Consider the following 13288-nt stretch of genomic DNA (forward strand, 5'->3'; position numbering starts at 1 on the left):
GAATGGGTGCGGCCAAAATTTGCAACTTGACAATTCCATAGATCGGGATCGTCGAATTATCGTAGGAGGTACTAGACTTGTCCAAGAAAAACAGCACAGACAAATTATTGATTTACGCCCTGGGCGGCGTCGGCGAGATCGGGAAAAATATGTACGTCGTTCAATACGGAAACGACATCGTCGTCGTCGACGCAGGCCTTAAGTTCCCTGAAGAAGAGATGCTCGGCATCGACGTCGTCATTCCGGACATCACGCACCTGCTCGAGAACCGCGAGAAGGTCCGCGGCATTCTCGTCACGCACGGTCACGAGGACCATATCGGCGGCCTGCCGTACGTGCTCAAGCAGTTGAACGTGCCGCTCTACGCGACGCGGCTCACGACCGGCTTGATCGAGAACAAGCTGAAGGAAGCGGGATTGCTGGGCGATACGAAGCGGATCCTGATCACCGCGGATTCGGAAGTGCAGATGGGCGCGATCAAGGCGACCTTCTTCCGCACGAATCACAGCATTCCGGACTCGGTCGGCGTATGCCTCGAGACGCCGGAAGGCATCGTCGTTCATACGGGCGACTTCAAGTTTGACCACACGCCCGTGAATGACCAATACGCGGATCTGCAACGGATGGCGGAGATCGGCAAGCGCGGCGTGCTCGCGCTGCTGTCCGACAGCACCAATGCGGAGCGCCCCGGATTCACGCCGTCGGAGAGCAATATCGGCAAGGAATTCGAGGAGATCTTCCGCCGCGCCAAGCAACGCGTCGTCGTCGCGACCTTCGCATCCAACGTTCACCGGATCCAGCAGGTGATCAACGCCGCTGCCGAGACGCGCCGCAAGATGGCGGTCGTCGGCCGGAGCATGGTCAACGTCGTGACGATCGCGTCGGAGATGGGCTATCTTGAAGTGCCGGAGGGCATGTTCATCGAGCCTGAAGAAGTGAACAAGCTGCCGGCGGACCGCGTCGTCATCCTGTCCACGGGCAGCCAAGGCGAGCCGATGTCCGCGCTGTCGCGGATGGCGCGTTCGACTCACCGCAAGGTGGACATCCTGTCCGGCGATACGGTCATCATCTCGGCGACGCCGATCCCAGGCAACGAGAAGTACGTGGGTCGTACGGTTGACGAGCTCATGCGCCTCGGCGCGCACGTCATCTACGGGCCTGGTTCCGTATCCGGCGTACACGTATCCGGTCACGGCAGCCAGGAAGAGCTGAAGCTGATGCTCAACCTGATCCGTCCGCAGTACTTTATCCCGATTCACGGCGAATACCGGATGCTTCGCCACCATGCGCTTCTCGGCGAATCCGTCGGCATCGAGAAGGAAAATATTTTCCTGTGCGATATCGGCGACGTCGTGGAGTTCCAGAACGGTACCGCGCGCAAAGCGGGCAAGATTCCGTCCGGCAACGTCCTGATCGACGGATTGGGCGTCGGCGACGTTGGCAACATCGTGCTGCGCGATCGCAAGCTGTTATCCCAGGACGGCATTCTGGTCGTCGTCGTCACGCTGTCCAAGCAGGACGGCACCATTCTGTCCGGCCCGGATATCATCTCGCGCGGCTTCGTATACGTGCGCGAGTCCGAGGGCTTGCTCGAGGAAGCCAACCGGATCGTGACCGGCACGCTGCACAAGCTGATGAGCGACAACGTCAACGAATGGGCTTCGCTGAAGACCAACGTAAAGGACGCGCTCGGCCGGTTCCTGTACGAGCAAACGAGAAGAAGACCGATGATCCTGCCGATCATCATGGAAGTATAACAGGCGAGAACACCCCCACACTCCACTCAACGACCGCCAATTTCGGATGTTTTCCGAGATTGGCGGTTTTTGGCTTTCCTCTCTTGGCATGCATCCGCAGAACTTCCCGCAATCGCATAATGTAAGCTCCCGCGCTCATACTATGTCGAGCCGTTGCGGCGCGGCGAATGCGCGCGCAGCGAAGCAGGGACAGGGAGGAAGTGGCCAGATGACGAACAAACAAGCGCCGGTCGACACGGAGCAGCCCGCGACGCCCGACGAAGCGCGCAAAGGGTCGGTCGCTGCGGATACGATCGTTCAGCTGGGTACGCCGAGCGTGCCGGCCGCGGAATCGAACGTGTTTTGCCTCACGATCATCGGACAGGTCGAAGGCCATATGATGCTGCCGCCTCAGAATAAGACGACCAAATACGAACACGTGATCCCGCAGCTGGTCGCCGCAGAACAGAGTCCCAAGGTCGAGGGCCTCCTCATCGTGCTGAACACGGTCGGGGGCGACGTGGAAGCGGGACTCGCGATCGCGGAGATGATCTCGTCGCTGTCGAAGCCGAAGGTAGCGGTCGTGCTCGGCGGCGGTCATTCCATCGGCGTTCCGATCGCGGTGGCGGCGGACCACACGTTTATCGCGGAGAGCGCCACGATGACGATCCATCCGATCCGGATGAACGGTCTCGTGATCGGCGTGCCGCAGACGTTCGAATATTTGGATAAAATGCAGGAACGGGTCGTGCGCTTCGTCATCAGGCACAGCAAGGTCGGAGAGGCGAAGTTTAAAGAGCTGATGTTCAAGACCGGCGAGCTGGCGCGCGACATCGGCACGACCGTCGTCGGTCCGGATGCGGTGTCGATCGGTCTGATCGACGCCATCGGCGGCATCGGCGAGGCGCTGCGCGAGCTCAACCGCCGTATCGCGGAGCGCAAACTGGCCTTTGCCGCACCGCAAGGAGGCGAAGTGCAATGACGATCTACACGACGGTCCCGCTGGAGCTCGTGCTCGAGGGCTGGAGCGCGGGCCAGGAACCGATGATCGAGATCGCGCACGGTCCGCTTCGCATGCTGCTCGCGCCCGTCGCTCCCGGCGTCGGCAAGCTCGTGCGGCTCGTATCGGCCCCGCTGGACGCGTATCTCCTTCCGGAATTCGAGCCCGGCAGGCTGATCTACTTCGGGACGGCGGAGCAGCAGGAAGTTGTCGGCGCGGCGTCGATTCAAGGCGGCGAATGAGGACTTTAGACCGCCGCCTCGCCTAGCGCCGGCTCATGCCGCGCTCCGGTAAACTATGGTATAATGGGTGACCGGAGGTGACGGAGTTGGCTAAGCGCAAAAGAAAAAAGGCTACGCTGGGCGCAAGCCTCAAATACGAAATTTACGGCATCCTGCTGATTACGATATCCGTCATCGCGATGTACGGCGAGGCCGCGGGCGGACGTTCGCTGTCCAAGCTGTTCGGATATTTGCTGGGCAAATTTTATTTTCTGCTGCCGATCGCGGGCATCTGGCTCGGGCTGCACGTCATGATCCGCAGAACGTGGCCGCGCGGCTGGACGATCCGCAGGAGCGGCTTCGTCATGGTATGCTGCGGATTGACGCTGCTAAGCTCCATGAGCTTCATCGATTCCCGGCTCGGACCGCTCGGCGCGATCCGGCCCTCCGAGATCTTCAGCCAGACGACGCATCAGCTGTACGAGGAGCTATGGCGTGCGCCGATCGAGAACGAAGCGCGGATCACCGGCAAGGATATCGGCGGCGGCCTGCTCGGCGCGATGCAATATTCGATCTTTTATTGGCTGTTCGGTTATTACGGCGCCAAGTTCGTCCTGATCGTCGAATTCGTCATCGCATTCATGCTGCTGACGAACCGGTCGTACGTGGATATGATGAAGGGCGTCCGTACCTTCGCGAAGCGCCTGCTGCCGCTGCTCGCGCAGCGGCTGTCCGGCGGACGCAAGCTGGTCCAGGCGAAGGCGGTGCCGGTACGCAGCCGGGCCAAAAAGGGCAGCGTCGCGGCGGCAATGGCGGGTATCGGCGACGACGATCTGCAGGAAGAGCCGACCGGCGTCCGCGCGGACGCCAAGAAGCCGTATTTCTTCCAACTGTTCCACGGCAAACCCGGCGGATCTGAGTCGTCGGAGCCCGACGATCTGGACAGCGAGCCGTTGTTATATCCTGCTGAGCTCGCCGTTCATATCGCGGCGCGCCCGGAGGGGCGCGGCAGGGGCGGGAAGAAGGATGCGCAGGCGCCGCTCGCCATGGCCGAGGCGCCCGTCGTTCAGCCGCCGTACATAGAGCCCGAGGACGCATGGGAGCCGGCGGACGCGCCGCAGGATGAAGGTCCGCGGTTCCACGATTTCGCAGATCAAGTCCCGCTGCTCGACGACGCGGACGAAGCGTCCTGGACGCAATCCGAACTGGAGCTTGACGACCCGGACGGCGCAGTAGCCGGCTTGCGGCCCGCGATGCCGGACGTCGAACCGGCACTCGAGCAGGATATGGCTGCGAGTATGCCGGCTGCCGATGCGGATGCGGACGCCGCGGCTGCGGCACCAGTGCCCGTCAAGCCTAAGCGCGTGTACCGGATGCCGCCGATCCATCTGCTCGGCAAGCCTCAGAACGGGGCCAAGGGCGGAGCCGGCGACGGCGGCCGGGAGGTCGCGCGCAAGCTGGAGGCGACGCTCGAGAGCTTCGGCGTGCGCGCCAAGGTGCTCGACGTCGCCAGAGGACCCGCGGTCACGCGATACGAGCTGCAGCCGGACGTAGGCGTCAAGGTAAGCCGGATCGTCAGCCTCACGGACGACATCGCGCTGGCGCTCGCGGCCAAGGACATTCGCATGGAAGCGCCGATCCCGGGCAAGTCGGCGATCGGCATCGAGGTGCCGAACAACGAGGTGAGCGTCGTCACGCTGCGCGAGGTGCTCGAGACGCCGACGTTCCAGGAGGCGCCGAGCAAGCTGACGATCGCCTTCGGCAGAGACATCTCGGGCCAGCCGATCGTCGGCAACCTGGCGAGGATGCCCCATATGCTCGTCGCCGGCGCGACGGGATCGGGCAAGTCCGTGTGCATCAACGGCATCATCACGAGCTTGCTGTACAAGGCCAAGCCGGACGAAGTGAAGTTCCTGATGATCGACCCCAAGATGGTCGAGCTGAATGTATACAACGGCATTCCGCACCTGCTCGCGCCTGTCGTGACCGATCCCCGCAGGGCTTCGCTCGCGCTCAAGAAGATCGTCGTCGAGATGGAAAAGCGCTACGAGAAATTTTCTAAGTCCGGCACGCGCAACATCGAAGGCTATAACAATCTGATGCTGAGCGGAGACAATCCGGACGGCGTGCTGCCTTATATCGTCGTCATCGTGGACGAGCTCGCAGACTTAATGATGGTCGCTGCCGGCGACGTCGAGGACGCGATCTGCCGTCTGGCGCAGATGGCCCGCGCGGCTGGCATCCACCTGATCATCGCGACGCAGCGGCCTTCGGTTGACGTCATCACGGGCGTCATTAAGGCGAACATTCCGAGCCGGATCGCGTTCGGGGTATCCTCGCAGGTCGACTCGCGCACCATTCTCGACATGGTCGGGGCCGAGAAGCTGCTCGGACGGGGGGACATGCTGTTCCTGCCGATGGGCGCCTCCAAGCCGATCCGCGTACAGGGTGCGTTCCTGTCGGACAACGAGGTCGAGTCCGTCGTCGCCTATGCCCGCGGGCAGGCCGAAGCCGAGTACAACGAGGAGCTCGTGCCGGAGATCGAGGAGTCGGACGACAGCGCGAACAACGAGCAGCTCGACGAGCTGTTCGACCAGGCGGTAGGCATCATACTCGAAGCCAAGCAGGCCTCGGTATCCCTTCTGCAGCGCCGCATGCGGATCGGATATACCCGCGCAGCGCGCTTGATCGACTCGATGGAAGCCCGAGGCGTCGTCGGTCCTTACGAAGGCAGCAAGCCCCGCGAGGTGCTCGTCACGCTCGAACAATATCAGCAGCGCTCCTCCTGACGCGTCGGGAGCGGGCGTTTTTTTTGTCCATGAATAGCCATCCATGACCTTCCTCATACTAACTTCACGCATGCCCGCCGCCTGTTCCAGGCCGCGCGCACGAATAACGTTAGGAAGGCGTGAATCGAAGATGCGCTATCGTTTAGTCATCTTGACCGTGTGTCTCGTCTGCTGTCTCTTCGGCCTCTATACGCTCGACCGGCTCGACAAGCCGGAAGCGGCACGCGAAGCGTTCAGCAGCGCCGTCATCAGGAGCGGGGCATCGGGCAAGGACGTATATGAGCTGCAGGGCAGGCTTAAGCACCTCGGCTACTTCAACGGCAAAGTGGACGGGAACTTCGGGCCGGCCACGCTGAATGCCGTGAAGTGGTTCCAATGGAAGTTCGGCATGAAAGCCGACGGCGTCGTCGGCGGCAAGACGAAGCTCAAGCTCTGGGAAGCGACGAAGGAATGGAAGCCGACTGCGGCCGACCTCGGCAAGGATACGGGGACAGGTACGGGGCAAGGCAGAGGCGGCGGAGCGGGAGAGGCTGCGAAAAAGAACGACGTCGACCTGCCCGCGTCGAACAATATGGGCATGACCGCCAACGATCTCAAGCTGATGGCGAACGCCGTATACGGCGAGTCGCGCGGGGAGCCGTACGAGGGCCAGGTGGCGGTCGCCGCCGTCATTTTGAACCGCGTTCGTTCGGCTGAATTCCCGAACACGGTATCGGGCGTGATCTTCCAGCCCGGCGCGTTCACCGCGGTCGCCGACGGACAGATCTATCTGACCCCCAACGAGACAGCGGCCAAGGCCGTTAAGGACGCGATGTCTGGCTGGGATCCGACGGACGGATGCCTGTATTACTTTAATCCGAAAACCGCGACCTCTAAATGGATCTGGTCGAGGCCGCAGTACAAGACGATCGGCCAGCATATATTCTGCAATTGACCCCGAAATCGCGTCCGACCTTATTTGCTTCGGGCTTGGCCATGCGCTAGAATGGGCTTGAATCCAGAATCAGGGAAGGGATCTGAGGCCTTGCAGACTGAAGTGTTCCAGCGCGGCGCCGTCGGCCGCATGCGCATTCACGTGTTGCCGACCACCCGGTTCAAAACGTTTTCTTTGTCGCTGTTCGCGGGCGTACCGCTCGACGAATCCCGGGTTACGCAGGTCGCGCTCGCTCCTTTCGTGCTCCGCCGGGGCACCCGTACCTATCCCGAGACGATTCAGTTCAGGGAGCGTCTCGACGAGCTGTACGGCGCCGGTTTCGGCTTCGATATTTACAAACGCGGAGATTATCAGATCGTTCAATTCCGCCTCGATATCATTAACGACGCCTTCGTTTCTTCGCGGCAGTCGCTTCTTGAGGAGGCGCTGCGCTTCATGGGAGAGACGGTGACGAATCCGGCGCTGGAGGACGGCGCGTTCAGGATCAAGTATACGGAGTCCGAAAAGACGACCGTGGAAAAGCGCATCGAATCCATCATCAACGACAAGATCCGCTATGCGGCCGAGCGCTGCCTCGAGGAGATGTGCCGCAACGAATCTTACAGGCTTCTCGCGATTGGGAGAAAGGAAGAGCTGCCCGCGGTCACGCCCGCTTCGCTTTACGAGAGCTACCGCAAGTGGCTGGACGAGGCCGTTTTCGATCTGTACGTCTCCGGCGACACGTCGCTCGAGCAGGTGTCCGCCTGGGCGGGTCAATACTTCCGTCTGCCGGACGGACAGCCGGGAACCTACCGCGCGGCAGAGATCAGGCCAGCGGCGGAAGCGCCTCGAACCGTGGTCGAGCGGCTCGACGTCGGCCAGGGCAAGCTCAACCTCGGCCTGCGGACCGGTATCGCCTATTCCGACGCCCGTTATCCCGACCTGTTGGTCTACAACGGCGTGCTCGGCGCGTTTCCGCATTCCAAGCTGTTCGTCCACGTAAGGGAAAAGGCGAGTCTCGCCTACTATGCTTCGTCCCGTCTCGACGGTCACAAGGGATTGCTCACGATTCAGTCGGGCATCGAGATCGCCAACTACGAGCGCGCGCTCGCGATCATTCTCGAGCAGCTTGAAGAGATGCGCGCCGGCCGCATCGACGAGCAGGAGCTGTCCAAGACCAAGGCGATGCTCGTCAATCAACTTCGCGAGATTCAGGATTCCGCTTTCGAACGGATCACCTTCGACTACAACGGCGTCGTGTCCGGCAAGCTGCGCAGCGCGGAGGATTTGATCAATGCCATCGAATCCGTGACGGCGGAGCGGGCGGCGGACGTCGCGCAGGGCGTCGGACTGGATACGATCTACTTCCTGCGGGATCTGAAGGAGGAGGCGGCCCATGTCCAAGCTTGATTATCCGAAGCTTCAGGAGACGCTCTACCGCGAGGTGCTGGACAACGGGCTCGAGGTGTTCGTGCTGCCGAAGCCCGGTTTTACGAAAACCTATGCGACTTTTACGACCCGATATGGGTCGGTGGACAATCACTTTCGTCCGGAAGGGCAAGAGGCGCGCGCCGTGCCGGACGGCATTGCCCATTTTTTAGAGCACAAGATGTTCGAGGAGCCCGAAGGCGACGTGTTTTCGCGTTTTGCCGAGCAGGGGGCGTCAGCCAACGCATTTACGAGCTTCGACCGTACTTCCTACCTGTTTTCATCCGCGGGCGACCCTCTTGCGAGCCTCGACACGCTGCTCGACTTCGTGCAGAATCCGTATTTTACGGATGAGAACGTCGAGAAGGAAAAAGGGATTATCGTCCAGGAAATCAACATGTACAAGGACAATGCGGACTGGCGCGTATACTTCGGCCTGATCGAATCGCTCTACGCCAAGCATCCCGTGCATATCGACATCGCGGGCACGGAGGCGTCCGTGCTCTCGATTACCAAGGAACAGCTATACGATTGCTACCATACGTTCTACCATCCGTCGAATATGACCTTGTTCGTGGTCGGAGGCGTGGACCCCGAGGAGACGCTCGATCGGGTACGGCGCAATCAGGCGCGCAAGACGTTTCCGCCCGGCGGCTCGATCGAGCGCCTATTCGAAGCCGAACCGACGGGCGTCCGGGAGAGCAGGCGCGTCGTGAAGCTGCCGGTATCTCTGCCCAAGTGCATGATCGGCTTCAAGGAGTCGGGTCCCTTTCCCGCAGGCGAAGCCGGTATTCGCAGAGAGCTCGCGGCCAAGCTGATGCTGGACGTACTCGTCGGCTCCAGTTCGCCTTTTTACCAGCAGCTGTACGACGACAACCTAATCTCGGACAGCTTCGGCCACGAGTACAACACCGGACCCGGTTATGCCTTCGCCGTTATCGGCGGGGATACGCGCGATCCGGATGAGCTCCAGCAGCGCGTCGTGGACGCGATCGAGGCGGCGATCCGCGACGGCTTGCCCGAGGCGTCGTTCGAGCGCACCCGGGCCAAGAAGATCGGCGCCTACCTTCGGATGCTGAACAGTCCCGAGGCGATCGCGGGCGAATTCACGCGGTACCGCTTCAGGGGCGGCGATCTGTTCGACGTCGTCCGTCTGTACGAGAGCATCACGCTGGCCGACGTGCACGAGCGGCTCCGCGAGCTCGCGGACGCCGGCCGGCGCTCGGTCTGCATCGTCAGGTCGGATACCGAGTGACGGCGACGCCTGCGGACCGCACGGCTCAGACGCCGGTCTGCGCGCTCGTCACCGGCGCGTCCCGCGGGATCGGCGCCGCGGTCGCGCGCAGGCTGTCCCGGGACGGCGCGGGCGTCATCGTTCACTATTACCGTTCGCGCGAGCAGGCCGAGGCGGTGGCAGCGGATTGCCTGGCGCTCGGGGCCGCTTTCGCGGAGCCCGCGGCGGCCGACGTCCGTTCGGCCGCCCAGATCGCCGCGCTTAAGGCGCGTCTCGAGCTATCGGGCAGAATGCCTGACATCCTGGTACACGCGGCGGGCACCGCCCATTATGGCTTGTTGGAGGATCTCGGGGAGTCGGAGTGGGACGACATCCAGCATGTGCACCTGAAGGCCGCGTACGGGCTTGCCAAAAGCTTCGGTCCGTCGATGTCATGGCGCCGCGGCGGTCGGATCGTGCACATCAGCAGCGTGTGGGGCGTGGTCGGGGCGGCCGGCGAGGTCGCCTATTCGGCCGCGAAGGGCGGAGTTAACGGTCTGACCAAAGCGCTGGCCAGAGAGCTGGCCACGGCCGGCGTGACGGTGAACGCCGTCGCGCCGGGGATGGTCGAGACGGACATGCTGGCGGAATTGGACGAGGCCGAGCGAGCGGCGCTCCGCGAGGAGGTGCCGATGCGGCGTTTCGCTACGCCGGAGGAGGTGGCCGAGCTCGTACGCTTCCTGACGCTTGGCGCTTCCGATTATATTACGGGTCAGATCATCGGCCTGACCGGCGGCTGGCGCATGTAGGCGCACGCGCTTCGTCCGCATAAAGCGATGCGGCCGGGGACATCTTATAGGAGCATTGATCCCAACCATCAAGGAGGATGCCCGATGTCTACCGTGCTCAGCAACTTTGAATCCTGGAAAAACTTTCTGGGCGACCGGATCGAGGCCGCGAAGAATATGGGTATCGGCGAAGACTCGATCGCCAAGCTCGCGTACGAGATCGGCGAATTTCTCGACAACAGGGTGGATCCGAAAAACGAAGAGCAGCGCGTCCTGAAGGAACTGTGGGACGTAGGCGACGAAACCGAACGCAAGACGATGGCCGCGCTCATGGTCAAGCTCGCTAAACATAGCTGAGCTTGAAGTCCGGCAATGAAGGAGGTTCCGCCGTTCAAGGCGGAGCCTTCTTTTTCGGTTGCCGGTCTCGTCGCAGGCGGCTATCCGACGAATGGGCATTTATAATCGAATAGGTCTTAAGTAGGAATCTGTTGTTGACTTTTGCAGGAGCGAGTCCTGCGATGTAGAATGAAGTTTGAAGGAATCCGCATAGAGGTGTCTAATGAATACAAAACAGTGGTATATGGAATATAAGATACATAAAAACCGTCCGGGCCTGCTCGGAGACATCGCGTCTCTGCTCGGCATGCTCGAAGTGAATATCCTGACGATCAACGGCGTGGAAGACCGCACCCGCGGCATGCTGCTGCAGACCGACGACGACGAGAAGATCGAGCTGCTCGGCAAAATGCTGGCCAAGGTGGAGAACATCTCGATCGTGACCCTGCGTCCGCCCCGCCTGACGGATATTCTGGCCGTCCGGCACGGAAGATATATCGAGAGGGATTCGGACGACCGCAAGACGTTCCGCTTCACGCGGGACGAGCTTGGACTGCTCGTCGACTTCCTGGGCGAGCTCTTCAAGCAGGAGGGCAACCAGACGATCGGCCTTCGCGGCATGCCGCGCGTCGGGAAGACCGAGTCCATCATCGCCGGCAGCGTGTGCGCCAACAAGCGGTGGGCGTTCGTCTCTTCGACGCTGCTCCGTCAGACCGTACGCAGCCAGCTATCCGAGGAAGAGCTGAACCCGCACAATGTGTTCATCATCGACGGCATCGTGAGCACGATCCGCTCCAACGACAAGCATTACAGTCTGCTGCAGGACATTATGGCGATGCCGTCCACCAAGGTGATCGAGCATCCCGACATCTTCGTCCGCGAGTCGAGCTTCGACTACGACGTGTTCGACTGCATCGTCGAGCTGCGCAATACGCCCGACGAAGAGATTACGTACGAGAACTTCACGACCGCCGGCCTCGACGGCGGCTTCTGAATTAAAGCGATTACCGATTATAAAGGAAACGGCCGGAGGTGAAGTTTGTGTCCGATCTGGGATTGCTGCTTCGCAAAGCGAGGGAGCAGCGGGGGTACAGCCTCGACGACATCCAGGAAATCACGAAGATCCGCAAACGCTACCTGGAAGCGATCGAATCCGGCGATTACAAGGTACTGCCCGGTTCGTTCTACGTCCGCGCCTTCGTCAAGACGTACGCCGAGACGGTAGGACTCGACGCCGAGGAGGTGCTGCGGCTCTATCACAAGGAATTGCCCAAGGCGCAGACGACGGAAGCCGCCTCGCCTGAGCCTTATATCCAACCCAAGAGCAGAAGGGTCCAGCACAACGATCGGGCGGGCAAGGTCGCGGTTACCTCGCTCATGTGGCTTTTCCCCGTACTGATCGCCGTCGTGCTTTACGTATATTACGTGAACAACAAGGAAACCGCCGATACGCCCGGGGGAGCGACCGCGCCTCCCATCTCGACGGAGACCGGTTCGCCCGCCGCGTCAGCCACGCCGACGGCCACGCCTACGCCTACGCCGACCCCGACGCCTACGCCGCCGCAGACGACCGTTACGTTCCGCGAGAAAAAGAACAGCCGGTATTACTTCGACGTATCGCCGGCAGGGACGCACGAGATAAAGATTACCTTTCCCGGGGGCAAGAGCTGGGTCGGCGTGAACTATAACAATTCCTCGGGCAAGTCGATCTACGGCAAGACACCGGAGCAGGACGAGGTTCTAAAGTTCGAGCTCGGCGAGACGCCGCTGTACGTGAATCTGGGCTTCGCCAAAGGCGCGCAGATCGAGATCGACGGCATCGCCGTCGACGACGAAGACGTTTCCGGCCGCAGAAGATTCATCTTTACGGTCGTAGACAACGCCGTTCAATCGGCTACGCCCACGCCTTGACGAGAGGCCTACGCATATTCGATAACCTCTGGAGACAGGCTAGGGTAGGCAAGGGATACTCTCGCATGGAGGTTATTGCGCATGGCCGTCAGTTGGATCGTGACCGCGATCGGCGTCGTCGTCAGCTTGCTGGGCTGGCTAATGACGCCGAGCGCCTGGGGCTACGGCATTCTAGGCTTCGGGCTTGCCTGGATCGTGCTCGGCGTGCTGGATTTGTTCCGCGAGCCTGCCCGCGGCAGGTGATCTTAACGCACCAAGGGGAGAATGAGCGCGCACTCATTCTCTTTTTTTTTGCGGGCCGGCGGGTTTCCGATGCGCGCGCATCTTGGAAACCTGGCGCATGATCGTGTTATAATGGACACAATCGATAATCAGGAAAGGAAGACTACATATGGCATCCGAATACTCATTCGACATCGTTTCCAAGGTAGAACTGCAGGAAGTGAGCAACGCCGTCCAGCAGGCGGTGAAGGAGATCGAGACCCGGTTCGACTTCAAGGGCAGCAAGAGCAGCATCTCCCTCGAGGGCGAATCGCTTACCGTGGCTTCGGACGACGAATACCGTCTGAAGAGCGTGATCGATATTTTGCAGAGCAAGCTGATCAAGCGGGGCGTGCCGATTCGCAATCTCGACTACGGCAAGATCGAGCCCGCATCGGGGAGTACGGTCCGGCAGAATATCAAGCTCAAGCAGGGCGTCGATCAGGATAACGCGAGGAAAATCAACATTTTGATTCGAGACTCGAAGTTGAAGGTAAAGAGCCAGATCCAGGGAGATCAGCTGCGCGTGACGGGCAAGAGCAAGGACGACTTGCAGGCGATCATGTCCCTGCTCAAGGGCGCCGAGCTGCCGCTCGAGCTTCAATTTACGAATTACCGCTAAACGGGGCGCGCCTTTCGGCAATTTTTGACACTTTGGCGCGGCTTCATTTATACTGACTTGAACATTCAAT

13 protein-coding genes are annotated in these 13288 nt (G+C 61.0%); all 13 read left to right on the forward strand.

Annotated features, from left to right (window positions below; genetic code table 11):
* Window positions 1-77: 77 nt before the first annotated feature.
* The 13 genes from PQG80_RS03030 (at window position 78) to PQG80_RS03090 (ending at window position 13218) form a co-directional block, all read left to right on the forward strand.
* The gene (locus PQG80_RS03030; RefSeq protein WP_271749648.1) at window positions 78-1757 is read left to right on the forward strand and encodes a ribonuclease J; all 1680 of its coding nucleotides are present in this window, start codon (window positions 78-80) and stop codon (window positions 1755-1757) included.
* 208 nt (window positions 1758-1965) lie between these two features.
* Complete coding sequence (locus tag PQG80_RS03035; protein ID WP_271749649.1) at window positions 1966-2718, forward strand: ClpP family protease; 753 nt, start codon at window positions 1966-1968, stop codon at window positions 2716-2718.
* A complete protein-coding gene (locus PQG80_RS03040; RefSeq protein WP_271749650.1) occupies window positions 2715-2978 on the forward strand; it encodes a YlzJ-like family protein in 264 nt (87 codons plus the stop codon). Before PQG80_RS03035 ends, PQG80_RS03040 begins: the two co-directional genes overlap by 4 nt.
* An 86-nt stretch (window positions 2979-3064) precedes the next feature.
* Window positions 3065-5746, forward strand: a complete 2682-nt coding sequence (locus PQG80_RS03045; protein ID WP_271749651.1) for an FtsK/SpoIIIE family DNA translocase — start codon at window positions 3065-3067, stop codon at window positions 5744-5746.
* A 130-nt stretch (window positions 5747-5876) separates the two neighbouring features.
* Window positions 5877-6680, forward strand: coding sequence for a spore cortex-lytic enzyme (sleB, locus tag PQG80_RS03050; RefSeq protein ID WP_271749652.1), 804 nt, complete (start codon window positions 5877-5879; stop codon window positions 6678-6680).
* A 90-nt stretch (window positions 6681-6770) separates the two neighbouring features.
* Window positions 6771-8069: an EF-P 5-aminopentanol modification-associated protein YfmF gene (yfmF, locus tag PQG80_RS03055; protein ID WP_271749653.1), complete on the forward strand. Its 1299-nt coding sequence runs from the start codon at window positions 6771-6773 to the stop codon at window positions 8067-8069.
* Complete coding sequence (gene yfmH, locus PQG80_RS03060) at window positions 8056-9342, forward strand: EF-P 5-aminopentanol modification-associated protein YfmH (RefSeq protein ID WP_271749654.1); 1287 nt, start codon at window positions 8056-8058, stop codon at window positions 9340-9342. The genes yfmF and yfmH overlap by 14 nt, the downstream gene beginning before the upstream one ends.
* Window positions 9339-10109, forward strand: coding sequence for an elongation factor P 5-aminopentanone reductase (gene ymfI / locus PQG80_RS03065; protein WP_271749655.1), 771 nt, complete (start codon window positions 9339-9341; stop codon window positions 10107-10109). The genes yfmH and ymfI overlap by 4 nt, the downstream gene beginning before the upstream one ends.
* Window positions 10110-10193: 84 nt before the next feature.
* The gene (locus tag PQG80_RS03070) at window positions 10194-10445 is read left to right on the forward strand and encodes a DUF3243 domain-containing protein (protein ID WP_271749656.1); all 252 of its coding nucleotides are present in this window, start codon (window positions 10194-10196) and stop codon (window positions 10443-10445) included.
* A 202-nt stretch (window positions 10446-10647) separates the two neighbouring features.
* A complete protein-coding gene (locus PQG80_RS03075) occupies window positions 10648-11418 on the forward strand; it encodes a DUF3388 domain-containing protein (RefSeq protein WP_271749657.1) in 771 nt (256 codons plus the stop codon).
* Window positions 11419-11465: 47 nt separating this feature from the next.
* Window positions 11466-12335: a helix-turn-helix domain-containing protein gene (locus PQG80_RS03080; protein ID WP_271749658.1), complete on the forward strand. Its 870-nt coding sequence runs from the start codon at window positions 11466-11468 to the stop codon at window positions 12333-12335.
* 81 nt (window positions 12336-12416) lie between these two features.
* On the forward strand, window positions 12417-12578 hold the full coding sequence (locus PQG80_RS03085; protein ID WP_271749659.1) for a hypothetical protein: 162 nt from the start codon (window positions 12417-12419) through the stop codon (window positions 12576-12578).
* Between the two features lie 148 nt (window positions 12579-12726).
* Entirely contained in the window at window positions 12727-13218 is a 492-nt protein-coding gene (locus PQG80_RS03090; RefSeq protein ID WP_271749660.1) for a YajQ family cyclic di-GMP-binding protein, read from the forward strand.
* Window positions 13219-13288: the final 70 nt, after the last annotated feature.

This window comes from Cohnella rhizoplanae, assembly GCF_948329515.1.
Taxonomy (GTDB): Bacteria; Bacillota; Bacilli; order Paenibacillales; family Paenibacillaceae; genus Cohnella; species Cohnella rhizoplanae.

Bases quoted from the DNA above. Each gene is read 5' to 3' on its own strand.
- yfmH (WP_271749654.1), top strand. From the start codon at position 8,056: ATGTCCAAGCTTGATTATCCGAAGCTTCAGGAGACGCTCTACCGCGAG.
- PQG80_RS03040 (WP_271749650.1), top strand. From the start codon at position 2,715: ATGACGATCTACACGACGGTCCCGCTGGAGCTCGTGCTCGAGGGCTGG.
- PQG80_RS03085 (WP_271749659.1), top strand. From the start codon at position 12,417: ATGGCCGTCAGTTGGATCGTGACCGCGATCGGCGTCGTCGTCAGCTTG.
- PQG80_RS03075 (WP_271749657.1), top strand. From the start codon at position 10,648: ATGAATACAAAACAGTGGTATATGGAATATAAGATACATAAAAACCGT.
- PQG80_RS03090 (WP_271749660.1), top strand. From the start codon at position 12,727: ATGGCATCCGAATACTCATTCGACATCGTTTCCAAGGTAGAACTGCAG.
- PQG80_RS03070 (WP_271749656.1), top strand. From the start codon at position 10,194: ATGTCTACCGTGCTCAGCAACTTTGAATCCTGGAAAAACTTTCTGGGC.
- PQG80_RS03035 (WP_271749649.1), top strand. From the start codon at position 1,966: ATGACGAACAAACAAGCGCCGGTCGACACGGAGCAGCCCGCGACGCCC.
- sleB (WP_271749652.1), top strand. From the start codon at position 5,877: ATGCGCTATCGTTTAGTCATCTTGACCGTGTGTCTCGTCTGCTGTCTC.